General features: G+C 65.4%; 23 protein-coding genes. 11 read left to right on the top strand and 12 right to left on the bottom strand.

All coding sequences use genetic code 11. From position 1 onward, the window contains the following. Nucleotides 1–66: 66 nt before the first annotated feature. Genes ACNJYA_RS37745 through ACNJYA_RS37735 form a run of 3 tightly spaced genes read right to left on the bottom strand, consistent with a single transcriptional unit; the run spans nt 67 to nt 3289 of the window. Nucleotides 67–1623 carry an MDR family MFS transporter gene (locus tag ACNJYA_RS37745; protein WP_439364948.1) on the bottom strand — a complete coding sequence of 519 codons (1557 nt, stop codon included), beginning with the start codon at nt 1621–1623 and terminating at the stop codon, nt 67–69. 15 nt (nt 1624–1638) lie between these two features. After that, nucleotides 1639–2814 carry an HlyD family secretion protein gene (locus ACNJYA_RS37740; RefSeq protein WP_439401776.1) on the bottom strand — a complete coding sequence of 392 codons (1176 nt, stop codon included), beginning with the start codon at nt 2812–2814 and terminating at the stop codon, nt 1639–1641. Continuing rightward, entirely contained in the window at nt 2807–3289 is a 483-nt protein-coding gene (locus ACNJYA_RS37735; protein ID WP_439401775.1) for a MarR family winged helix-turn-helix transcriptional regulator, read from the bottom strand. Before ACNJYA_RS37735 ends, ACNJYA_RS37740 begins: the two co-directional genes overlap by 8 nt. Before the next feature lie 155 nt (nt 3290–3444). Between ACNJYA_RS37735 and ACNJYA_RS37730 the strand changes: the two genes are divergently transcribed. From ACNJYA_RS37730 to ACNJYA_RS37710, 5 genes are all read left to right on the top strand, one after another. Beyond that, the gene (locus ACNJYA_RS37730; RefSeq protein ID WP_172788902.1) at nt 3445–3939 is read left to right on the top strand and encodes a Fur family transcriptional regulator; all 495 of its coding nucleotides are present in this window, start codon (nt 3445–3447) and stop codon (nt 3937–3939) included. Nucleotides 3940–4158: 219 nt separating this feature from the next. Beyond that, nucleotides 4159–5112 carry a DMT family transporter gene (locus tag ACNJYA_RS37725; protein ID WP_439401774.1) on the top strand — a complete coding sequence of 318 codons (954 nt, stop codon included), beginning with the start codon at nt 4159–4161 and terminating at the stop codon, nt 5110–5112. Nucleotides 5113–5125: 13 nt separating this feature from the next. After that, nucleotides 5126–6409, top strand: coding sequence for a flavodoxin-dependent (E)-4-hydroxy-3-methylbut-2-enyl-diphosphate synthase (gene ispG / locus ACNJYA_RS37720; protein ID WP_172788900.1), 1284 nt, complete (start codon nt 5126–5128; stop codon nt 6407–6409). 148 nt (nt 6410–6557) lie between these two features. Then, a complete protein-coding gene (locus tag ACNJYA_RS37715) occupies nt 6558–7454 on the top strand; it encodes a TauD/TfdA dioxygenase family protein (protein ID WP_439401773.1) in 897 nt (298 codons plus the stop codon). A 208-nt stretch (nt 7455–7662) separates the two neighbouring features. Further along, nucleotides 7663–8475, top strand: coding sequence for an N-acetylmuramoyl-L-alanine amidase (locus tag ACNJYA_RS37710; protein ID WP_439401772.1), 813 nt, complete (start codon nt 7663–7665; stop codon nt 8473–8475). Nucleotides 8476–8618: 143 nt separating this feature from the next. Here ACNJYA_RS37710 and ACNJYA_RS37705 read toward each other — a convergent pair whose 3' ends face one another. The 3 genes from ACNJYA_RS37705 to ACNJYA_RS37695 form a co-directional block, all read right to left on the bottom strand. Further along, nucleotides 8619–10226 (bottom strand): Na+/H+ antiporter, encoded by a 1608-nt coding sequence (locus tag ACNJYA_RS37705; protein ID WP_439401771.1) that lies wholly within the window; start codon nt 10224–10226, stop codon nt 8619–8621. 47 nt (nt 10227–10273) lie between these two features. Further along, complete coding sequence (bla, locus tag ACNJYA_RS37700; protein ID WP_172788896.1) at nt 10274–11131, bottom strand: class A beta-lactamase; 858 nt, start codon at nt 11129–11131, stop codon at nt 10274–10276. 185 nt (nt 11132–11316) lie between these two features. Continuing rightward, a complete protein-coding gene (locus ACNJYA_RS37695; protein WP_036038516.1) occupies nt 11317–11691 on the bottom strand; it encodes a nuclear transport factor 2 family protein in 375 nt (124 codons plus the stop codon). 94 nt (nt 11692–11785) lie between these two features. Between ACNJYA_RS37695 and ACNJYA_RS37690 the strand changes: the two genes are divergently transcribed. Together ACNJYA_RS37690 and ACNJYA_RS37685 are read left to right on the top strand one after the other, a co-directional pair. After that, nucleotides 11786–12214 carry a GFA family protein gene (locus tag ACNJYA_RS37690; RefSeq protein ID WP_439403518.1) on the top strand — a complete coding sequence of 143 codons (429 nt, stop codon included), beginning with the start codon at nt 11786–11788 and terminating at the stop codon, nt 12212–12214. Nucleotides 12215–12396: 182 nt separating this feature from the next. Then, nucleotides 12397–14190, top strand: coding sequence for a caspase family protein (locus tag ACNJYA_RS37685; RefSeq protein WP_439401770.1), 1794 nt, complete (start codon nt 12397–12399; stop codon nt 14188–14190). Between the two features lie 39 nt (nt 14191–14229). On the opposite strand, the gene ACNJYA_RS37680 is transcribed toward ACNJYA_RS37685, so the two are convergent. Further along, entirely contained in the window at nt 14230–14922 is a 693-nt protein-coding gene (locus ACNJYA_RS37680; RefSeq protein ID WP_172788894.1) for a DUF1345 domain-containing protein, read from the bottom strand. Between the two features lie 9 nt (nt 14923–14931). Further along, complete coding sequence (locus ACNJYA_RS37675) at nt 14932–15855, bottom strand: polyprenyl synthetase family protein (RefSeq protein WP_036038510.1); 924 nt, start codon at nt 15853–15855, stop codon at nt 14932–14934. A gap of 161 nt (nt 15856–16016) precedes the next feature. On the opposite strand from ACNJYA_RS37675, the gene mtgA reads away from it, so the two are divergent. The 3 genes from mtgA to ACNJYA_RS37660 all read left to right on the top strand — a co-directional run bounded on the left by mtgA (nt 16017) and on the right by ACNJYA_RS37660 (nt 17834). After that, the gene (mtgA, locus tag ACNJYA_RS37670; RefSeq protein WP_439401769.1) at nt 16017–16691 is read left to right on the top strand and encodes a monofunctional biosynthetic peptidoglycan transglycosylase; all 675 of its coding nucleotides are present in this window, start codon (nt 16017–16019) and stop codon (nt 16689–16691) included. Between the two features lie 169 nt (nt 16692–16860). After that, entirely contained in the window at nt 16861–17043 is a 183-nt protein-coding gene (gene rpmF / locus ACNJYA_RS37665) for a 50S ribosomal protein L32 (RefSeq protein ID WP_007598106.1), read from the top strand. Between the two features lie 140 nt (nt 17044–17183). Next, nucleotides 17184–17834: a hypothetical protein gene (locus ACNJYA_RS37660; RefSeq protein ID WP_439364939.1), complete on the top strand. Its 651-nt coding sequence runs from the start codon at nt 17184–17186 to the stop codon at nt 17832–17834. A gap of 6 nt (nt 17835–17840) precedes the next feature. Here ACNJYA_RS37660 and ACNJYA_RS37655 read toward each other — a convergent pair whose 3' ends face one another. Beyond that, entirely contained in the window at nt 17841–18101 is a 261-nt protein-coding gene (locus ACNJYA_RS37655; RefSeq protein ID WP_172788890.1) for a hypothetical protein, read from the bottom strand. A 221-nt stretch (nt 18102–18322) separates the two neighbouring features. On the opposite strand from ACNJYA_RS37655, the gene ACNJYA_RS37650 reads away from it, so the two are divergent. Next, entirely contained in the window at nt 18323–20017 is a 1695-nt protein-coding gene (locus ACNJYA_RS37650; RefSeq protein WP_439401768.1) for an EAL domain-containing protein, read from the top strand. A 104-nt stretch (nt 20018–20121) separates the two neighbouring features. On the opposite strand, the gene ACNJYA_RS37645 is transcribed toward ACNJYA_RS37650, so the two are convergent. From ACNJYA_RS37645 to ACNJYA_RS37635, 3 genes are all read right to left on the bottom strand, one after another. Beyond that, entirely contained in the window at nt 20122–21630 is a 1509-nt protein-coding gene (locus ACNJYA_RS37645) for a tripartite tricarboxylate transporter permease (protein WP_439401767.1), read from the bottom strand. A gap of 4 nt (nt 21631–21634) precedes the next feature. Continuing rightward, the gene (locus ACNJYA_RS37640) at nt 21635–22120 is read right to left on the bottom strand and encodes a tripartite tricarboxylate transporter TctB family protein (protein WP_439401766.1); all 486 of its coding nucleotides are present in this window, start codon (nt 22118–22120) and stop codon (nt 21635–21637) included. 174 nt (nt 22121–22294) lie between these two features. Beyond that, the gene (locus ACNJYA_RS37635; protein ID WP_439401765.1) at nt 22295–23272 is read right to left on the bottom strand and encodes a tripartite tricarboxylate transporter substrate binding protein; all 978 of its coding nucleotides are present in this window, start codon (nt 23270–23272) and stop codon (nt 22295–22297) included. Nucleotides 23273–23344: the final 72 nt, after the last annotated feature.

The following is a 23344-nucleotide window of genomic DNA, read 5'->3' as shown; positions in this document are numbered from 1 at the left end:
AGCTGGGCCCCGGCTCAGCAGCGCAACACTGCGTGCTGCGCTGCGTCCGGGGCACGAGATCTCCCGCTACTCCATCACCGCATGTTCCGGCCCCGCCGCCTGCTTGCGCAGCGTGGCCTTGGTCGAGCCGATCAGCAGAGCGAGCGGGATGGTGCAGAGGACGAAGAGCATCACCAGCTGGTAGTCGTGTGCGAAGGCGATGATCTGCGCCTGCACGCTGACCATCCGGTCGGCCATGGCGCGGCCGGCGTCGGTGGAGAGATTGATCAGGCCGCTGACGCTGGGCATCTGCAGTGCGTGGTTGAACGGGTTGACGTGCTCGGAGAGGATCGCATAGGTCCGCCGCGTGCCCTGCGTCAGCTCGGCAATGACGACGGAAATGCCGACCGAGCTCGCGACGTTGCGCATCAGGGTCAACATCGCGGTGCCGTCGGTGCGCAGCTCGTTCGACAACGTCAGGAACGCCACGGTCGAGAGCGGCACGAAGACGAGACCGAAGCCAAAACCCTGGATGACGCTGACGGTGACGATCTCCGGCACCTGGGTCAGATCGGTCCAGCCTGTCATCTGGAACAGCGAGCCCGCCGTCAGCGTCAGGCCGGAGATGATCAGCGTGCGCGCCTCGAAGTAGCGCATCATGCGGCCGACCAGCATCATGGCGAAGAACGTGCCGATGCCGCGGCTCGCCAGCAAGAGGCCGGCGGTGATGATGGGATAGCCGATCACGTTCTGCATGTAGGGCGAGGCCAGCGCCATGGTCGAGAACAGCACGAGCCCCATCACGATCATGAACAGGCAGCCGGTGACGAAGTTGCGGTCCCGGAACAGGGCGAAGCGGATGAACGGGGTCGAGGTCGTGAAGGAGTGCGCGAGGAAGAAGTAGAACGCGACGGCCGAGACGATGAACTCCGCGACGATCTCGTTCGATTCCAGCCAGCCCAATTGCTCGCCGCGGTCGAGAGCGAGCTGCAGCGCGCCGATCGCCACCGCAAGCGCGGCGAAACCGAACCAGTCGAATTTGAGGCTGAGATTCTTCTCGGTCTCGTCCATGAAGACGATCAGCCCGAGCACGGTGATGGCGCCGAACGGCAGATTGACGAAGAAGACCCAGTGCCAGGAATAGGTCTCGGTCAGCCAGGCCCCGAGCGAGGGGCCCATGATCGGGCCCATCATCACGCCCATGCCCCAGATCGACATCGCCTTGGCGCGCTCCTGGAGCGTGTAATAGTCGAGCATGACCGATTGCGACAGCGGCACCAGGGCGGCGCCGAACACGCCTTGCAGCAGGCGGAACAGCACCATCTGGTTGATGTCCTGCGCGAGGCCGCACAGCACCGATGCCATCGTGAACCCGGCCGAGCAGATGATGAAGATGCGCTTGCGGCCGAAGCGGTTGGCGATCCACCCCACCGGCGCCGTCATGATCGCGGCGGCGACGATGTAGGAGGTCAGCACCCAGTTGATCTGATCCTGCGAGGCCGACAGCGTGCCCTGCATGTAGGGCAAAGCGACGTTGGCGATGGTGGTGTCCAGCGCCTGCATGATGGTCGCGGTCATGGCGCAGATCGTCACCATGTTCCGGCGCAGGCCGGGGACCATCAGGCTGGCATTGGGGCCGGACATCGCGCCAGTCCTGTCTTATTCTTTGTCTTGTTCTTTGTCTTGGCCCGCTGTCGCCGACAGCCCGAGCAGGCCGGCGAGCGAGCGCTGATGGCCGGTGTCGATGGTGGCGTAGACGCTCATGCCGGCTTTCAGCTTCCGCACATATTTGTCGGTCTCGTCGAAATAGATGCGAATCGGCACGCGCTGCACCACCTTGACGAAATTGCCGGTGGCATTTTGCGGCGGCAGGATTGCGAATTGCGCGCCGGTGCCGGGCGAGAGCGAGCCGATCTTGCCCTTGAAGACATGGTTCGGGAACGCGTCGACCTCGAGCGTGACCGCCTGGCCTTCGGTGACATAGGTGAGGTCGCTCTCCTTCGGATTGGCGTCGACCCAGGGATGGGCGACGTCGATGATGGAGAACACCGGCGTGCCCGCGGCGACGTAACGGCCGAGCTGAATCTGCTCGACCTGCGTCGCCACGCCGCCCATCGGCGCGCGCAGCACGGTATGGTCGAGATTGCGCTGGGCGTCGTCGAGCTTGGCCTTGGCCTGCACATAGGGAGGAAACTGCTCGAGCGGCAGATCGGGGTTGCCGAGCAATTGCGTCTTGGCGTTGGACAGCTGCTGCTTGACGAACTGCGTCTGTGCGCCGGCCGTCACCAGCGCGTTGGCGGCGTTGTCGAGATCGAGCTGCGAGCCGAAATTGTTCTTCACCAGCGCCTGCTTGCGCTCGACGTCGCGCTGCTTCAGCTCGACGCCCTGCTGGGCGAGGCCCAGCATGTCGCCGTAGATCTTGATGTTGGCAACGAGGTTGTCGTAGGTCGTGCGTGCCTGGGCGAGCTGCGCCTTGGCTTCATCCACCGCGAGGCGGAACGGAACCGGGTCGATCTCGAACAGCTCGTCGCCCTGCTTGACGGCCTGACCTTCTCTCACGACGACCTTCAGGATCTTGCCGGAGATGTCGGGCGTCACCAGCACCTTCTGCGCGCCGACATAGGCATCGTCGGTGCCGACATAGCGGCCCCCGTGCAGATAGAAGGTGACGCCGCCGATGGCGACGATGACCGGCAGCACGACCAGGAGCAGGAAACGGCGATGGCGGCGCAGGCCCGCCAGCACGCGGCGGCGCGGATCGGTGCCGGCCTTCTTGGTCGGCTTGCCGCTGTCGCTCTTCTGCTCGGGCTGGAACTTGATGACCTGATCAGCCATAGCGCTGCTCCTTGCGTGCTTGCTCCGCGCCGGATGTCTGGATCGCGGTTCGCACGTTTTCCTTGATGGTTTCGAGCTGGGTGAGGAGGCGGTGCGCATCCGCCGGATTGATGCCGTCGAGCGCGTTCGCCGTCAGCTCCGACTTCAGGCCGCTCATGCGGCCGAGCAATTGCCGCCCGGCCTTCTTGAGGTACAGGCGCTTGACCCGGCGGTCCGACGCGTCGCTGCGGCGCTCGATCCAGTCGTTGTCGCAGAGCTTGTCGATCAGCCGCGTCAGCGTGATCGGCTGCATCTCCAGGAGCTCGGCGAGCTCCGACTGCTTCATGCCCTCGCTGCGCTCCACCTTGGCCAGCACCGCCCATTGCGCCCGGGTGATGCCGAAGCGCGAGGCCTCCTTGTCGGCATAGACGCGCAAGAGGCGGTAGAGCTCACCGAGCGTGAACAGGAAATTCTGGTCGACCGACCCGCGGGACATGAGCTTCGTCTCCAATAAGCTTGGATATAATAAGCAAGCTTATGATTATTTCAGGGCCGGGTGGCGCGATGCTGTCCCGCGGGAGAAGCATGGCTGACAGCCGGGCGGCTCGTCGTGCTTTGGGTTCCCCCGCCAAAATGCTAGAAGACGGGTACATGAGCCTCGCAAAGCCGGCATTCCCCGCGCCCGACCATGATCACGGCCGCTGCACTGCGGACGCGCTCGCGCATGCCGAGGTGGTCTGCGAGCAGCGCGCGCAGAAATTCACGCCGATCCGCCGCCAGGTGTTGGGTGCTTTGCTCGCCAGTCACCGCCCGCTCGGGGCCTACGAGATCATCGACGAGCTCGCCAAGTCCATGGCGCGGCCGGCGCCGATCACGGTCTATCGCGCGCTCGATTTCCTGATGGCCAACGGCCTCGTGCACCGCATCGAGAGCCGCAACGCCTATCTTGCCTGCGCCGCCCACGATCACGATTCGACCTCGGCGGTGGCGTTCCTGATCTGCGAGCGCTGCGGCCTGGTCGGTGAGATCTCCTCGGCGTCCTTCGCCAAGGACCTCAACGCCGCCGCGCGCAGCTCAGGCTTCGCACCAAAGCTGTCTGTGGTGGAGATCACGGGCGTCTGCACGCATTGTCAGAAAATGTCTTAGTACGATGAGATCAGCCCTAGCCACAACGGCGGTGCTCACCTCTCCCAAAGGGAGAGGTCGCGCCGAAGGCGCGGGTGAGGGGCTTCGCTCTCTCGTGGGGCCGGCGCCCCCTCACCCGATTTGCTTCGCAAATCGACCTCTCCCCGCTGGGGAGAGGTGAAGGGTCCGCCCTCTGGTCAGTCAAGCAACAACGGCGCAAAGCCGGATTTTTGGGAAGAAATGTCCGCACCTCAAGCCATACTGTCCGCCGGCCGTCCCCTCAGTGCCGGCGCCATCGCCCTGATGCTCATGCTGTGCCTGACCTGGGGATTCAACCAGATCGCGGTGAAGCTGGTGCTGCCGGACATTCCGCCCATGCTCCAGGCCACCATCCGCTCGATGGGCGCGCTGCCGGTGCTGTTCCTGATCGGCACCCTTCGCGGCGTCAATTTCTTCGAACGTGACGGCACCTGGAAGCCGGGTCTGATCGCCGGGCTGATGTTCGGTATCGAATTCGTGCTGATCTTCCAGGGGCTGCGTCTCACCTACGCCTCGCGCGCGGTGGTGTTCCTCTACACGGCGCCGTTCTTCGTTGCGCTCGGCTCCTACCAGGTGCTCGGCGAGCGTCTCGGCGGCTCGCAATGGCTGGGCCTTGCCATCAGCTTTGCCGGCGTGGCGTTTGCCATCGGCGTGCCCCAGCCCAATGTCGATTCGCATGTTCTGCTCGGCGACCTCATGATCGTCGGGGGCGCCGCGCTGTGGGCCGCGACGACGCTGGTTGCCAAGGGCACGCGGCTGCGCTTCGCCGCGCCCGAGAAGGCGCTGGGCTATCAGGTCGCGACCTCGATCCCGATCCTGGGGCTGGCGGCTTGGCTGTTCGGCGAATCCATCACGCACACTCCGTCGCCGCTCTCGCTCGGCCTGATGGCTTTCCAGGCGATCTGGGTGGTGGGAACCACGTTCACGCTTTGGTTCGCGCTGGTGAAGGCCTATTCGGCCAGCAAATTGTCCGCTTTTACCTTCATCACCCCTTTGTTTGGCGTGGTGGGTAGCTATTTCATCATGCACGACACCCTCAGCCTGACATTCGGGGCCGCAGCGGTCCTTGTAATTGCTGGGCTTTTTCTGGTTAACCGTCCCAGCTCATCAGCTGCGGCGCCGCGCGATGCATTGCTGAACGTCACCAAAACCTGATATTTGGACCGCCATGAACAAGCTCGAAAACCCTCTCGATTCAGACATTGCGGGCCCGGCGCCCCGGCATCGGACCACCCAGGTCAAGGTCGGCAACGTCGCCGTCGGCGGCGGTGCGCCGATCGTCGTGCAGTCGATGACCAACACCGACACCGCCGATATCGACGGCACCATCGCCCAGGTCGCCGCGCTGGCGCGCGCCGGCTCCGAAATGGTCCGCATCACCGTGGACCGCGAGGAGGCCGCGGCCGCCGTTCCGCACATCCGCGACGGCCTCGCCAAGCGCGGCATCACCACGCCCCTGATCGGTGACTTCCATTATATCGGCCACAAGCTGCTCGCGGCCTATCCGGCCTGTGCCGAGGCGCTGGCCAAATACCGCATCAATCCCGGCAATGTCGGCTTCAAGGACAAGCGCGACACCCAGTTCGCCGACATCATCGAGATCGCGAACAAGAACAACAAGCCGGTGCGCATCGGCGCCAATTGGGGCTCGCTCGACCAGGAGCTTTTGACCAAGCTGATGGACGAGAATGCGGCCTCGCCCAACCCGCGCGACGTGCGCGCGGTGACGCGCGAGGCCATGGTGCAGTCGGCGCTGCTCTCGGCCGCGCGCGCCGAAGAGCTCGGCATGCCCAAGGACCGCATCATCCTTTCCGCGAAGGTCTCGGCGGTGCAGGATCTGATCGCGGTCTACCAGGATCTTGCGGCGCGTTCGGACTACGCCATCCATCTCGGTCTCACCGAAGCCGGCATGGGCTCGAAGGGCATCGTCGCCTCCTCGGCCGCGCTCGGCATCCTGTTGCAGCAGGGCATCGGCGACACCATCCGCATCTCGCTGACGCCCGAGCCCGGCGGCGACCGCACCCGCGAGGTGCAGGTTGGCCAGGAGCTCTTGCAGACCATGGGCTTCCGCACCTTCGTGCCGCTGGTTGCAGCCTGCCCCGGCTGCGGCCGCACCACCTCGACTACGTTCCAGGAGCTGGCCCGTTCGATCCAGGATTTCATCCGCGACGAGATGCCGACCTGGAAGACGAAATACCCTGGTGTCGAGGAGCTCAACGTCGCGGTGATGGGCTGCATCGTCAACGGCCCCGGCGAATCCAAGCACGCCAATATCGGCATCTCGCTGCCGGGCACCGGCGAAGCGCCGGCCGCGCCCGTCTTCGTCGACGGCAAGAAGTTCCGCACGCTGCGCGGCCCGACCATCTCCGCCGACTTCAAGGCGCTGGTGATCGACTACATCGACCAGCGCTACGGCCAGGGCGCCAAGGTGCCGGTATCAGCGGCGGAATAGGCGCTCCTCAACATCGGAATCGTAGGGCGGGTTAGCACAGCGTAACCCGCCTTATTTTTTTGCGGACGCGAAGTGGCGGGTTACGCTTCGCTAACCCGCCCTACATTGCTACGATGTCTCCCAATCAAGAACGATCGGGAGACACGCCATGAGCTCACTCGCCGGCAAGCAGGGGCCGCGCTATCGCCACACCGCTGAAGACGGCGCGCCCTACGAGACCATCGCCGTCGAAAAGCTCACACCCATTATCGGCGCGGAAATCTCGGGCGTGGATATCGGCAAGCTCTTCTCGGACGATGCCCGTTCCAATCAACAGATGGACGAGATCCACCGCGCGCTCGCCGAAAACCTCGTCATCTTCTTCCGCGACCAGCACATCACGCCGCAGCAGCATCTTGCCTTCGGTCGCAAGTTTGGCGAGCTGCATTTCCATCCCGCAGCTCCGCACGAGGACGAAGACCCCGCCTTGATGAAGATCTATGCGGACAGGAACTCGCCGCGGGCGAACGGCGAGGGCTGGCACTCCGACGTCTCCTGCGATCTCGAGCCGCCGATGGGCTCGATCCTCTACATCAAGCAACGCCCGCCGCGCGGCGGCGACACGCTGTTCGCCAACATGTACGCGGCCTATGAGGCGCTGTCGGAGCGCATGAAGACCTATCTCGACGGCTTGACGGCGCTGCACGATGGCGAGCCGATCTATCGCGGGCTCTACGCCAATTATGGCGTCGCCGATCGCCCCTCTTATCCCCATGCCGAGCATCCCGTCGTGCGCACCCATCCGGTCACCGGCAGGAAAGCGCTTTACGTCAACCGCGGCTTCACCCGCCACATCAGCGGCATCCCGCGCGACGAGAGCGATGCGATGCTGGCCTATCTCTACCAGCACGCCGAAAACCCGCTGTTCCAGTGCCGCTTCCGCTGGACCGAGAACGCCATCGCCTTCTGGGACAACCGCTGCACCCAGCACCGCGCGATGTGGGACTACTGGCCGCACACACGCTCCGGCACGCGTGTGACGGTGAAGGGGGAGCGGCCGGTGTAGGAACGGTGCCGTAGGGTGGGCAAAGCGAAGCGTGCCCACCATCTCGGCCGCACGCAACACGATGGTGGGCACGGCGCGCGAAGAGCGCTCCTTTGCCCAGCCTACGAAGCCGTTCTTGCGTTGACGTCTTTCCACTCCCGCGCCAATCTTCCTGAAAACAAATCGTGGGCTCGTTGATCGCCCGCGGATCACGGCAGCGGAGCAGCGCTTGGGGCAATTGCGGAGCATCATCGCCGGGCTGGTCGCGTCGATCCTGCTGTCGTCGCTCGCCCTTGTCGATGCCGGCGACGCCGCGGCCGCGCGAAAGATTGCAAGACCCAGGCCGAAGCCGTCGCCACCGGCCAAATGCGAGACGCCCAAACTCCGGATCGTCGTGGACGTCGGCCACACGCCGGACTCCTACGGCGCGTTGAGCGCGCGCAATGATCCGGAGTTCGGCTTCAACTTCCGCCTCGCACGGCTGATCGCGGCAAAGCTCAAATCCGAGGGCTTTGCCGCAACCCGCCTGCTCGTCACGGATGGCAAGGCACGGCCGAGCCTGTTCAAGCGCGTCGGTGCCGCGAACGAAGGCCGCGCCGATCTATTCCTGTCGGTCCATCATGATTCGGTGCCGGACAAGCTGCTCGAGACCTGGGAGTTCGACGGCGCAAGGAGCTATTTCAGCGATCGGTTTTCCGGCCACTCGCTGTTCGTGTCGCAGCAGAATCCGCACTTTGCCACCAGCCTGATACTGGCCCGGATGATCGGCCGGCAATTGAAGGAGCAGGGCCTGCACTATGCCAGCCAGTACACCCTGCCGGTGATGGGCCGGTACCGGCGCCAGCTGCTCGACAAGGATGTCGGCGTCTACCGCTATGACGGGCTCGTCGTGCTGTCGCGCACGCACAGCGCCGCCGTGCTGCTCGAGGCCGGCTCGATCATCAATCGCGACGAGGAAATGGAGATGAATTCGCCGGAGCGGCAGGAGGCCGTCGCGGGCGCCGTTGCGGCTGCGATGAGGGAGTTTTGCGGGAGACGGTAGTCAGCTCAGGTGCTTCAACGCCCCGTCATTGCGAGCCACCGGGTCCGCGCGGAGCGCGGCCCGATGACAGGCTCCGCGAAGCAATCCAGACTCTTTCGGCAGAGGCAGTCTGGATTGCTTCGCTGCGCTCGCAATGACAAAGGCTACAGCGGCCCGCCCCGATATTCCCTGTTCGCTAGGCTCGCCTCCTCCAGGTCCAGATCGCGCTCGATCCGCCGCCGCGTCTCGTCGGTGATCTGGCCGTCGCGCAGCAGGTTATGGATGAATTTGCGCTCGGCGGCGATCAGGTCGCGGGTCAGAGCGGTGCCGGCGGCGGAGATGTCGTGGTGGTTGGGATCGAGCGAATCCGGGAGCTGGTTGATGCGGATGTCGTGACGGGCGCGCAGCAGCCTCATCACCTCGTCGGAAATGTCCTTTTCCGCGGTGAGCGCGTCGAGTGATTTCAGCGCGGACTCCAGCGCCTGACGGCGCGCGGCGATCTCGGCTTCGTGCTCGGCGGCATGCTCGTGACGACCGGCCTCGGCGACGCCGAGCCAACGCACGATCGGCGGCAGCGTCAGGCCGACGCCGATCAGCGTCACGAAGATGACACCGAAGGCGACGAACAGGATGAGGTCGCGATACGGAAACGCCTCGCCATCCGGCAGCGCGAACGGCAGCGCCAGCGCGGCGGCCAGCGACACCGCGCCGCGCACCCCGGTGAATGCGAGCACGAACGGCCATTGCCATGGCGGCGACGGATCGCGCTCGCGAAGCGACCTGGACAGCATCCGCGGCAGATAGGTCGCGGGATAGAGCCAGGCAAAACGCGCGATCACGACGATCACAAGGACCACGGCGGTTGCGATGAGAATGTCGTCGAGCGGAAAAGTCTTCGATTTCTCGTAGAGGGCGCGCATCTGGAAGCCGGTGAGCAGGAACAGCATGCCCTCGATCAGGTAGATCACGAGATCCCAGAAGAAGATGCCTTGCAGGCGCGTCGCCGAGGAGATCAGCAACGGGCCGTTCCAGCTGACATAGAGCCCGCAGGCGACGGTTGCGATCACGCCGGAGCCGCCGACGTGCTCGGGCAGCCAGTACGAGACATAGGGAGTAATCAGCGACAGCGTCAGCTCGACCTGCGGATCCCCGGACCATTTGCGGAAGCGAAGGGACAGCCAGCCGACGCCGATGCCGAAGGCGATCTCGCCGGCGACGATGAGGAGGAACTCGCCGGCCGCGAGCGGTAGCGAGAAATGTCCGACCATGATGGCCGCAAGCGCGAAGCGGTAGAGGATCAGCGCGGTGGCGTCGTTGGCGAGACCTTCGCCTTCGAGCACGACCAGGATACGGCGCGGCATGTTCAGCCGGCGCGCGATCGCGAGCGGCGCCACCACGTCGGGCGGCGCGACGATGGCCCCGAGCAGGAAGCCGACGGTCCAGGGCAGGCCGATCATGTAGTGCGTGGCGGCCGCCACCATCGCCGTGGTGAAGATCACCGCGCCGACCGCGAGCAGCACGATCGGACGCAGGTTCTTCTTGAATTCGCGCCAGCTCATCGCGACGCTGGCCGAGTAGATCAGTGGTGGCAGCACCACCAGCAGCACCAGCTCCGGCGGCAGCTCCACCGACGGCATGCCCGGCACGAAAGCGAGACCCACGCCTGCCAGCATCAGGAGGATGGCAGGGGCGACGTTGAAGCGTCGTGCGGCCAGTGCCACGCCTGCCAGCACGGCCAGCAGGATGAGAAAGATTTGAAACTTCGCTTCCATGATGGGTCTGTCTTGACCCGGAAGCGACGGCTACGTCAATGCGCGGCTCACGCCAGCCGCTCGGCCACCATCCGTCCAATCTGCGCGAACACTGCGGCGATCTGCGCCGCGCTCGGCGCACCGCCCTGAGTATAGGCCGCGATCAGGATCGGCGTGTCCGGCTTCGGCCAGGCGACCGCGATATCGCCCGAGGCGTCCTTGCCGTTGTTGCCGGTCTTGTCGCCGATCTTCCAGGCTGCGGGGAGTCCGCCACGCAGCCGGTTTGCACCGGTCTTGCAGTTCACCATCCATTCGGTGAGCAGGGCACGCGAGGCCGGCGACAGCGCCTCGCCCGTGACCAGCCGCCGCAAATTTCCCGCCATCGCCGCCGGCGTCGTGGTGTCCCGGGGATCGCCGGGCTGCGAGCGGTTGAGCTCGGGCTCGTTGTGGTCGAGCCGCGAGGTGGCATCGCCGAGCGACCGCCAGAATGCGGTCAGCGCGGCGGGGCCGCCGATCCGCGCCAGCAGCAGATTGGCGCAGGTGTTGTCGCTGAGCTCGACGATGGCCTTGCACATCTCACCGACCGACATCTTGCCGGCCGCGAGATTTTCCCGCGCCACCGGTGCGTATTCCAGCAGATCCGCCTGGCCATAAGGGATCATGGCTGCGAGCTGCTCCTCGCCGCGATCGACCCGCGCCAGAACGTTAGCTGCGAGCGACGCCTTGAACGTCGAGCACATTACGAACCGTTCGTCGGCGCGCCAGGCGAGCTTTGCGCCGGTCGCGAGATTTTCGGCATAGACGCCGATCCGCCCGCCGCTCTCGCGTTCATAGGCTTCGAATTCCGGCACTGCCTCCGCGGCCAGCACGGGAGAGGCGGCCATCCAGCAGAGCGAGGCGAGCAGGGAACGGCGATCGAGCAGCATGAGGATATTCCAGGCGAGCGGGGATGGGAGATGCAGCGGGCGCTGCATCCCGTCGTCATTGCGAGCGCAGCGAAGCAATCCAGACTGTCTCCGCGGATGGACTCTGGATTGCTTCGTTGCGCTCGCAATGACGGAGAATTGGATAGCGAGTGCGTCCGATTTCGGGCAGCGGAAGGCTTTGCCCCTCACTCCCGCAGGTCATACCTGTACGACTTCGACACGATCTGCCAGCCGTCGGCGAGCTTCATCGCCACCAGATAATCGGTGAAGTAGCGCGGCGGCAGCTGGCAGCGCACCTTGATGAAGGCGGTCTTGTCGTCCGAACGGTCGATGGTGACGATGAAGTCCTCGCGCGGCTTGCCTTCGGCCTTCGCCGAGGCGCGCTTGCGCACGCGGTCGAGCCAGTCCGGCACGGTCAGAACCTGGAGCTCGCCCTTCTCGACCCAGCGCAGATCGGCGGAGGGATGGAAGATGGCGCCGAGCTTGTCGGCGTTGCCCTCGTAAAGTCCGTCAAAATAGGATTGCACGACGGCTTCGACGCTCGACCGGTCCTGGCTCATGGATCGTTCCTTTGCATGATGGCTTCGGGCCAACTTAGTCATACATGTCAAAATGCGCTATGGGTGTGTCAGCGATTTGCGCGAAGGCGTCACGATGACAGAATCAGAAAATTCGAACGCTCGCATCCTTGTCGGCGAATGCTATTGCCGCGCTGTGCGCTTCGAGGTGGCCGATGCATTTTCCTATGCGATGAACTGCCACTGCTCGAACTGCCGACGCACCACCGGTGCCGCCTTCAAGCCGTTCGCCGGCATCCGGCAGGAGAGGCTTCGCATTGTCAGGGGTGGCGACCTGCGGCTGATTGTCGGCGACGACACCACCCACGACGCGCATTGTGGCCGCTGCGGCTCGCTGCTCTATTCCCGGGTCCGAGAGGGACAGTGGGTCCATGTCGCCATGGGAACCCTGGTCGATGCCCCCTCGATCCGGCCGAGCGCCCATATTTTCGTCGGCTCGAAGGCGCCCTGGCATGAAATTACGGACGATCTGCCGCAATATCGGGAGCACATCGGGGTTGTCTGACGGAACCCGGCCCGCACCGCCGTTCGTCGGCGAACCGCGACAGCGCTGGCGCGACAAACAAAAGAGGGCGTCCGGCCTGTCGTCGGGGTCCCGTTCGTGACCTCCATCACAAGCGCCGGCGGTAGATGTTGCTAAAGCGGTCCCAAAGGGCCTGATGGCCCGGAACTATCGGAAGTCGTGTCATGCGCAGCTTGCTCAGACTTTGTCCGCTTCTCGTCGCCCTCGGCCTGATGTTCGGCGCCGGGCCTGCTTTTGCCGGAAAGCGCGTGGCGCTGGTGCTCGCCAATTCGGCCTATCAACACGCGGCCTCGCTCTCCAATCCCGTCAATGACGGGTCGGTGATGGCCAAGACGCTGAAGGAGGCCGGCTTCGACGTCGTCGACTCCCGGCACGATCTGTCGGCGCTGGACACGCGGCGCGTGCTGCGCGACTTCGCCGACGCGACCCGCGATGCCGATATCGCCGTGGTCTACTACGCCGGCCACGGCATCGAGGTCGACGGCTCGAACTATCTGATTCCGGTGGATGCCAAGCTCGAGCGCGACACCGACGTCTATGACGAGGCGCTCTCGCTCGACCGTGTCCTGGTTGCGGTCGAGCCTGCCAAGCAGTTGCGTCTGGTGATCCTCGATGCCTGCCGCGACAATCCGTTCAGCAAGAGGATGAAGCGCACGGTTGCCTCGCGCGGCATCGGCCGCGGCCTCGCGCAGGTCGAGCCGACCAGCCCCAACACGCTGATCGCCTATTCGGCCAAGGCCGGCTTCACCGCGCAGGACGGCGACGGTGCGAACAGCCCGTTCACCATCGCGCTGTCGAAGCATTTGACGACGCCGGGCCTCGACGTCCGCCGCGCCTTCGGCTTCGTGCGCGACGACGTGCTGAAGTCGACCGGCAACAAGCAGGAGCCGTTCGTCTACGGCTCGCTCGGCGGCGAGGATGTGCCGCTGGTGCCGGTCAAGCTGGCGCCGGCGGCGCCCGTGGTCAATCCCCAGGCCGACATCCGCCGAGACTACGAGCTTGCGCTCCAGGTCGGCAACCGGCCGGCGTGGGAAGCCTTCCTCGCCCAGCATCCCGACGGCTTCTATGCGAGCCTCGCCAAGCTCCAGCTCGAGAAGATCGGCGCGGAGCGGGCGCATGCGGCGGCGATCGAGAAGGCGAAGCAGGCCGAGGCCGAGCGCGACCGGCTTGCTGCGCTCGGCGCGCAGAAGGATGCGCAAGCCAAGGCCGCGGCCGATGCCAAGGCCGCCGAGCAGGCGCAGCTTGCCGCGCAGAAGGCCAAGGAACAGGCGCAGCAGCAGGCGGCCGCCGCCGAGCAGCAGCGCGTCAATCTCGCCGCTACGGCGCCGAGCGCTGCGCCGGCCGCGAGCGCCGCCGGCACCAAGGTTGCCGCGCTGACCCCGGCGACCGCGCCGGCCGACCTCAACCGCTCGGTGCAGACCGAGCTCGGCCGCGTCGGCTGCTTCTCCGGGCAGGCCGACGGCAATTGGAATACGTCCTCGCAGCGCTCGCTGTCGCAGTTCAACCGCTATGCCGGCACCAAGCTCGACGTGAAGGTGGCGAGCACCGACGCGCTCGATGCCGTCAAGGCCAAGCCGTCGCGGGTCTGCCCGCTGGTCTGCGAGCACGGTTTCAAGGCCGAAGGCGACAAGTGCACCAGGATCGTTTGCGGCGACGGCTATGTGCTGAATGACGACAATGAATGCGAGAAGAAGCGCGCCGCCAAGCCGGCGTCAAAGCCCGCGACCTCGCGGCGCGACGAAGGCGAGGACCGTCCTGCACGGCAGCGGCCGCAGGCCGGTGCTGCAGCGGGCGGCTACGGCGCTGCTGCGGCGGCTCGCACGGGTCGTGGCTCGGGCGGCAGCGGTCAGATTTTTTGCAACGATCTGCTCTGCCGGCCGGTCAGGCCCGGCTGCCACCTCGCCTTTCGTGGCGGCGGCGGCCCTCACAATGATGCGAATTACGAGGTCTGCAACTGAAGGCGTTGTTTCCGCGACATCGTCCCGGCGAAGCCGGGATCATGTCGCGATCGCGCTCGCTGCGATGTTGACCGTCAGTGCAAGCAACGCCGTGTTGTAGATGAACGAGACGATGCCGTGTGCGGTGGCCGTGCGGCGGATGGTCTTGTCGGTGATGCCGACGTCGGAGACCTGCGCGGTCATGCCGATCACGAACGAGAAGTAGACGAAATCCCAATAATCGGCGTGGTCTTCCTTCTCGCCGCTCGGGAATTGCAGGCCGCCTGCGGTCCCGTGTCGATAATAGTCATGCGCGTAATGCAGCGCGAAGGTCGTGTGCACGGCAGCCCATGACAGCGTGATCGTGGTGACTGCGATGCTCAGCTCCAGCGCGCCGCGATGCGGCGTGCCGAGTTCGGCTACGATCGCCGCGATGCTGGCGAACGCGCCGGTCGCCGTCACCAGCAGGATCACGAAGCGGCCGTCGTCCTGCATCGCGGCGGCGCGGCGAATGTGCTGATGGTCGTTGCATAGCATCATCGTGTAGACCAGCACGAGATAGACGGCGATCAGCGCGTCCCAGCCGAGCACGAGCCGGGTCACCAGCCGATAAGTCCCCGGCAGCAGCAGGCAGACCAGGATGCCGATCGCGAGCGCAATGAAGGTCCGTGGCCGCGCATAGATCAGCCGCATCGGCCGCGACATCTGGCGGAAGCGGACGAGGACGGGATCTTCTTTGCCCTCGACCGCCATCGGTATGCGTCAGTTCTTCCGCTCGGCCACGAAGCGCGCGGCGGCCTGCAGCACGGCGGCGCGGTCGCCGAAGATCGAGACGGCGCTATCGGCGCGCGCGAGCAGGTCACGCACGCGCTGCTTGGCGCCTTCGATCCCGAGCTGGGTCACGAAGGTGGTCTTGCCGAGCGCGGCATCGGCGCCGGCCGGCTTGCCGAGCGCGGCCGCATCGCCCTCGACGTCGAGCAGATCGTCGGCGATCTGGAAGGCTTCGCCGAGCGCGCGCCCGTAATCGTCGAGCGCCTGATATTCCGCCTTCGAGGCCTGGCCGAGAATTGCGCCGGCGATGCAGCCGTAGCGCAGCAGTGCGCCGGTCTTCATCTGCTGGATACGGGCGACGTCGATCGGCTCGTTGCCGCCAAACCGGCCTTCGCCGGCGAGATCGAGGATCTGGCCGCCGACCATGCCGCCGATGCCGGCGCAGCGCGCCAGCGCACGCGTCAAGAGCAGCCTCACATTGGCGTCGCGATGGACCTCGTCGCGTGTGATGATGTCGAACGCGAGGGTCAGAAGGCCGTCGCCGGCGAGGATCGCAGTAGCGTCGTCGGTCTGCTTGTGCAGGGTGGGGCGGCCGCGGCGCAGGTCCGAATTGTCCATCGCCGGCAGGTCGTCATGGATCAGCGAATAGCAGTGGATGCATTCCAGCGCGGCGCCCACGAGCAGGGCCGCCTCGCGCGGCACGCCGAACACGGCGGCGCTCTCCACCACCAGGAACGGCCGCAGGCGCTTGCCGCCGTTCAGGCTCGAATAGCGCATTGCGTCCATCAGTCGCTTGGGCCGGGCGATTTCGTCGTGCAGGATGTCATCCGACAGCAGGCGCCCGAGCAGGGCTTCGGTGTCATCAGCGGTCTTGTCCAGACGTTTGGCGAAATCGGACGGGGACGTGCCGGTCATCAAGAGGGGCTCCAGAACTAAAATTCGGCGGGACAATCCTTTATGCGCCCGCCCCAGTCAATCGTTTGGAAGGCCTAAAAAGTGCTGGAAAAGGCCCGAATTATCACAGACTTAATGCTCCAGCCCGTGGCCGCTCTTCAGTTTGCACCGGAAAGGTTGATTTGCGCATCGTCAAAATCCTGCTGGTGGTGCTCGCGGTCGTGGTCCTCGCGCCTTATGCGATCGCGCCGTTCTACCGCACCGGCCACCCTGTTTCGACGCTGATGGCCTGGCGCAGCTTGCGGGGCGCGCCGATGCAGCGGGAGTGGATCGATCTCGCCGATATGTCGCCCTCTCTGCCGCGCGCGGTGGTGGCGGCCGAGGATGCCCATTTCTGCAAGCATCACGGCATCGATTGGGGCGCGCTGCGCGAGGCGATCGACGACGCCAGGGAGGACGGCACCGCCTTCCGGGGCGCCTCCACCATTACCCAGCAGGTGGCGAAGAACCTGTTCCTGTGGCAGGGGCGCGATTTCGTCCGCAAGGGGCTCGAATTCCCGCTGGCGCTTTGGATTGACCTCGTCCTGCCCAAGCAGCGGATTCTCGAAATCTACCTCAACATCGCCGAGCTCGGCCCGCAGGGGCAGTTCGGGGTCGAGGCGGCCAGCGCCTATGCCTTCGGCAAGTCGGCCGAAAGCCTCTCGCCCCGCGAGGCGGCACTTCTGGCCTCGATCCTGCCGAATCCGGTCAAACGCAGCGCCCGGACCCCAGGCCCGGGCGTCCGGCGGCTGGCAGCCACCTATATGGCGCGGGGGCAGGCGAGCTCGCTTATGACCTGTTGGCGCGAAAATCGCTGATTTTTGGCCCGTTCCGGGCGCATTTTCCGGCCCAAGAGCCTAGCTTTACGGCCAGCCTTCCTCTATAAGCGCGGCCTTGATCGGCATTCAGCTCGCCTCGTATTGCGGGTGCTGAGCCGTCCCTTCGCGGACGATGCCCTGATGACACCAATCCCTAGAGGATATTGAAATGGCCGTTCCGAGAAGAAAAACCTCGCCGTCGCGCCGTGGCATGCGCCGCTCGGCGGACGCCATCAAGAAGCCGACCTATGTGGAAGACAAGGACTCCGGCGAGCTCCGTCGTCCGCACCATCTCGACCTCAAGACCGGCATGTACAAGGGCCGCCAGGTCCTGAAGAAGAAAGAGTCCTGAAGCCAGGATCTTTCTCGGGCGGGAGTTCGGACCCGCCCGATTTCGGCCAACCCATGAGATAGACGGTGACGGCGGCGGAGCGAATGCTTCGCCGCTGCATTGTTCTGTCCGGATATCTTGATCGAGAAGGCATCTCGCCGATGGTCGGTTTCCCGCTGCTCCTGATTCCGCTCGCGGTCTACAACATCATCGCCTTCCTGATGCCCAGCGTGTCCTTCTCGGACGTGCTGTTCAAGGTGCCGATGATCACGGGCGAGGCCTGGCCGGTCACGCTCGCCGATCTCCTGCTCGCGCTCGGTGTCGTGCTGCTGCTGCTCGAGGTGGTCAAGGGAGCGCGGCCGGGCTCGAAATTCCTGATGGACCATTTGCTGTCGCTGCTCATCTTCGGCGCGGCCGCCGCCGAATTCGTGATGTGGCCCAAATTCGGCAACTCCACCTATTTCCTCCTGGTGCTGCTGGCGATGGCCGATTTCCTCGGCGGCATTGCCCAGCGCACGCGCCGCCGCGTCACCTATGTCGCCGAGACCACGGTGCCGGCGCCGCGCAAGGCCAAGCGCAGGGCCGAAGCGGCGGAAGATGTGGAGTCCGAGCGCACGTTCGAGCCGGTGATCGCGCCGCAGCCGGCACCGGCGGCGCCGCCCGCCCCGTCGGCGCAATCCGTCGCTGAATCCGTGCTGATGGATCACCCGGCGCCAAAGCCGGCGCAGAGCCCGCCTTCGCCGGAGATTCCCTCGCCGCATCTTCAGCCGGGTAACGGCACGCCGACCTCGCCCGACACGCCGCCGCGCTGATCGGTCTCAAGCCACCTGCCGTGTGCGCGCACTGACGCTTTGCAGCGGTTGCTTGCTGCCATAGGCCATCAGCGCATCCTCGGAGGAGGCGCGGCGGAGCCGGCTCGTTTGCGGCAGCTGCTCGGCATTTGCGATCAATTGTGTGATGAAGCTGGGATCGGGGCGCGGCAGCGACGCCTTGCGGACCCACCGCAACGTCGGCATCAGCGGCACCAGGGCCGTGCCTGTGCCGTTGTCCGCCGCGTCCAATCGATCAGTACTCAACATCGCAATCACCGTTGATCCGGCGAAATTGTCGCGTTTCGGGACGCTGGCGCCGGTGCGAGTCATGTACTCGCAAGGCCTATGCCGCCCGCACCGGTTTGGTTCCGACGCCTTCGGAAACGTGGTTTCCAAATTGTTTATCAACTTTGCCTAGGGTCGGGGGCGAATCTGGCTCTATTCTGTGCCGACAGAGGACTTCTCCACTGTCCCGAATCGAGGCGACTTTGACCCCTGCATTGCCGCAAGCCTCCGACATCCTCGCCGCGCTCGGCCAGGCCGTGTTCGCCTGGGACATCGCCAGCGATGCCATCGTCTGGGGTGAGCAGGTCAGCGCCGTCTTCCCCGGCATTCCCGCCGAGCGGCTCGCGACCGGCGCCGAGTTCGCCAAGCTGATCGAGCCCGCGCAAACGCTGCGCACGGCCGCGCTGGCGCTGACGTCCCCGGTGCACGGAGCCGACGGCACGCCCTACCGGGTCGAGTACGGCGTGCGCATGAGCGCCTCCGATCCCGTGATCTGGATCGAGGAGACCGGCCGCTGGTTCGCGGGCCCCGATGGCCGTCCCACCCGTGCGATCGGCTCCGTCCGCATCAACAATGAGCGCCACGCCCGCGACGAGGAATTGAGCAGGCTGGCCCGGCTCGATCCGCTGACGGGCGAGCTCAACCGCTCGCATCTGATCGCGGCGCTGGCCGAGGCGATCGAGGAGACGGCCCGCTTCCGCTCGACCGCCGCCTTCATGCTGGTCGGCATCGATCATCTCGCCCGCGTCAACGATGCCTTCGGCTTCGACGTTGCCGATGCCGTGATCCTCGACATCGCCAAGCGCATTCGCGCGCGCCTGCGCGGCGGCGACGTGCTCGGGCGCTTCTCCGGCAACAAGTTCGGACTGATCCTGAAGAACTGCACCGTCGACGACATGAACGTGGCTGCCGAGCGCTTCCTCGCCGGTATCCGCGACGAGGTGGTGCCGACCAAGTCCGGTCCGGTCTCGGTCACCGCCTCGATCGGCGCCGTCAGCCTGCCGCGCTATGCGCGCAACACCGACGAGGCCGTCAACCGCGCCCATGAGACGCTGGATGCCGCCAAGCGCCGCCGCGTCGGCTCCTTCGCAGCCTGGCGTCCGGATGCCGCGCGCGACGCGCAGCGCCGCGTCAACATTCGCGTCACCGACGAGATCGTCACCGCGCTCAACGAGCGCCGCATCAGGCTCGCCTATGAGCCCGTCGTCTCGGCCGTCTCGCGCGAGCGCGCGTTCCACGAATGCCTGGTGCGGATGGACCAGGGCGACGGCCAGGTGCTGCTCGCGCCCGACATCGTGCCGGTCGCCGAACGGCTCGGCCTGATCCGTCTGGTCGATCACCGCGTGCTCGAGCTCGTCGTCGCCGAGCTCGCGGCGGCGCCCGACATCTGTCTCAGCCTCAACATCTCGCCGGATACGACGATGGATCCGGATTGGTGGGCGGGAATCGAATCGCTGATGCTGGCTCATCCCGGTGTCGCCGAGCGACTGATCATCGAGATCACCGAGACGGTCGCGATCCAGGACATCGACGAGGTTCGCGCCTTCGTCAGCCGCCTGAAGCATTTCGGCAGCCGCATCGCCATCGACGATTTCGGCGCCGGCTACACTTCGTTTCGCAATCTGCGCAAGCTGGGCGTGGATATCGTCAAGATCGACGGCGCCTTCGTGCAGAACATCACCCGTTCCGCCGACGACCGCGCCTTCGTGCAGACCCTGATCGACCTCGCCCGCCGTCTCGACATCAAGACCGTCGCTGAATGGGTGCAGGATGAAGAGGCCGCAAACATGCTGCGCGACTGGGGCTGCGACTACATCCAGGGCCGCCTGATCGGGCTGGCGGCAGTGGAGCGCCCGTGGAGCCTGCCGTCGGACAGCGCGCTGCCTGCGGCGAGCTGAGATGCTGTAGGGTGGGTTAGCCGAAGGCGTAACCCACCACTTTGCTATCCGCATCGAGAGCGAAGCGGTGGATTACGCCTTCGGCTAATCCACCCTACAGATCCTCACGCCCCCTCGTCCAGCGCCACCAGCTCGCGCTTCTTGCGCAGCGACGGCAGCAGCGGCGCGATCAGCAGCACCAGGGCAAGCGCGAGACACGCGCCCGAGATCGGCCGCTGCACGAAGGTCCAGAGATCGCCCTGCGACAGGATCAGCGACTTGCGCAGATTGTTCTCCATCATCGGACCCAGCACGAAGGCCAGAACCAGCGGCGCCGGCTCGTAGCCGAGCTTGCGCATGAAATAGCCGATGATCCCGAACGCGATCATCACATAGACGTCGAACACGTTGTTGCTGGAGCAATAGACGCCGAGGATCGTGAACAGGATGATCAGGGGGAACAGGATGTTGTAGGGCAGCTTGAGCAGCTGCACCCACATGCCGATCATCGGCAGGTTCAGGATCAGCAGCATGACGTTGCCGATATACATGCTGGCGACGATGCCCCAGAACAGGCCGGGGTTTTGCGTGATCAGCAGCGGCCCCGGCTGCAGGCCGTGAATGACGAAGGCCCCGAGCAGCAGCGCCATCACCACGTTCGGCGGAATGCCGAGCGTCATCAGCGGAATGAAGGCGCCGCCCGCCGCGGCGTTGTTCGCCGATTCCGGCCCTGCGACGCCCTCGATCGCGCCGTGGCCGAACCTTTCAGGCCTCTTCGACAGCCGCTTCTCCAGCGCGTAGGACGCGAATGACGCCACCACCGCGCCGCCGCCCGGCAGGATGCCGAGAAAGAAGCCGAGGATCGTGCCGCGGCCGACCGGGCCTGCGCTCGCCTTCCAGTCCTCCTTGCTGGGCAGGAGATGGGTGATCCTGGTGTTGATGATGTCGCGCTTGATCGCCTGCTCGGTGTTGAGCAGCACCTCGGCGACGCCGAACAGGCCCATCACCACGGGCACGAGGCCGATGCCGTCGATCAGCTCCATGCGGCCGAAGGTCAGCCGCGGCTGCGCGGTGATGCTGTCGAGCCCGATCAGCCCGAGTACGACGCCGATGCACGCCATCAGCAGCGCCTTCGGCATCGAGCCCTGGGTGAGGAAGGTGAGCACGACGAGGCCGAGCACCATCAGGCTGAAATATTCGGCCGGGCCGAACGCGATGGCGAGGCTGGCAAGCTTCGGCGCCACCAGCATCAGAGCGACCAGCGCAAACGTGCCGGCGACGAAGGAGCCGAACGCGGCGATGCCGAGCGCGGGGCCGGCGCGGCCCTGCTTCGCCATCTGGTGGCCGTCGATGCAGGTGACGACGGAAGCCGCCTCGCCGGGGATGTTGACCAGGATCGAGGTGGTCGAGCCGCCATACATCGAGCCGTAATAGATGCCGGCCATCATGATGATGCCGGATTCCGGCGTGCCCGACAGCGTCACCGGCAACAGCAGCGACATCGCCGAGATCGGGCCGATGCCGGGCAGCACGCCGACCAGCGTGCCGATGAAGACGCCGATGAAGCAGTAGAGCAGGTTGATCGGCAGCAGCGCGACGCCGAATCCATGTGCCACGTTGACGAGCGTATCCATGGGGTCAACCGATTCCGAACAGGCCGGACGGCAACTGGATCAACAGCAGCCGCTTGAGCACCCACCACATGCCTGATGGCACCAGCACGGCGATCGGGATCGCCAGCGTCCAGCGCACCGGATCGATCAGCCGCAACAGCAGCAGCATCAGCGGGATCGACGACAGCAGGAATCCGAGCGGCTCGAGCGCGAAGGCGAATGCGGTGAGGCAGGCGATGAGGGCAAGCGGCTTGCTCCAGCGCGCGTTCTCCCAGCGCGAGGCCAGCGTCGGCCCGCCCTCGGTGATCGCCGAGACGACGATGGCGCCTGCGAACACGCACATCAGGATGCCCGTGTAGAACAGCACATAGCCGGAGCCGGGATCGTTGATGGTGCCGAGCTTGAGCTTCAAGCCCGACCAGATCACGAAGCCGCCGAGCGCGAGCCCGACCAGCCCGCCCCAGAGTTCGGAGTTGCTGAGGCGGAGCTTGACGTTGGTGTCGATGTTCATGTGAAGCACCTTGAGATCATCATCGTCCTCTGCGCAACGGCGAAGCCGTTGTCGCTGAGGTGGCGGAGCGCAGCGTAGCCCTCGAAGGGCGACGGTGCCCCGATCCATCCTTCGAGGCGAGCCGCAAGTGCGGCTCGCACCTCAGGATGACGCCAGCATTTGTGGGGAGACCAGCTACTTCTTCGCAAGCCCGAGCGTCTCGATCACCTTGCGTTCGGACTCCGTGACCTCGACGACGAATTTCTTGTAGTCCTCGGTGTTCTTGTAGTTCGGCACCATGTCGTATTTGGCGAGCGTGGCGATCACCGCGGGATCCTCGACCGCCTTCTTGAAGGCATCGTGCAGCTTGGCGACGATCTTGGGATCCATCCCCTTCGGCCCCGCAATGCCGAACGGGGAATCATAGACCATGGGATAGCCGAGCTCCTTCAGCGTCGGCACGTCGGGATAGTTCGGCGAGCGTGCGCCGGTCCACACCATCAAGAGCCGCAGCTTGCCGGCGTCGACCAGCGGCCGCCATCCCGTGGAGTCCGCTTGCAGCATGGTGTGCTGCCCCAGCACGGCGGCGTTGGTCTCCGCGCCGCCCTTGAAGGGGACCTGCGTCAGCTTGATGCCGGACATCCCGGCGATCTGCTCCATGCCGACATGCAGCGAGGTGCCGGCGCCGGGCGTGGCATAGGTCACCTTGCCCGGATTGGCCTTTGCGAACTCCACCACGTCCTTCCAGCTCTTGAACTGCGACTCCGCGCTGGTGGTCACGCCGAAAGTGTAGCCGGTGAGATGGACGATATAGGTGAAATCCTTTGCCGGATCCCACGACACCTCCTGCATCAAGGGCAGGCGGAACACGGTGATCGGGATCTGCGAGATGGTATAGCCGTCCGGCTTCGCCGCCGCCGCCATCGTCGCCGGTCCGACCGTGCCGCCGCCGCCCGCCTTGTTGTCGATCACGATCGGCTGCCCCAGCACCTTCGAGGCGCTGTCGGCAATCGCGCGCATCGAAATATCGGTCGATCCGCCGGCCGGCCACGGCACGATCAACGTGATCGGCTTCGTCGGATAGTCCTGCGCATTGACCGCAGTGGACAGCAACGCGCCCATGACGGCGTGCGCCGCGGCAAATGCAATCGTCTTCAGCCCGTAACCCGACATCGAAACGCCTCCCTCGCGGCGGCCTCTCTGGGACCGCCGTCTCTCGTTCTTGTGAGGGCGATTGTTTCTGAA

This window comes from Bradyrhizobium sp. BLXBL-01, from assembly GCF_051853025.1.
Taxonomy (GTDB): domain Bacteria; phylum Pseudomonadota; class Alphaproteobacteria; order Rhizobiales; family Xanthobacteraceae; genus Bradyrhizobium.
This window is presented reverse-complemented; position numbering and strand designations above follow the sequence as displayed.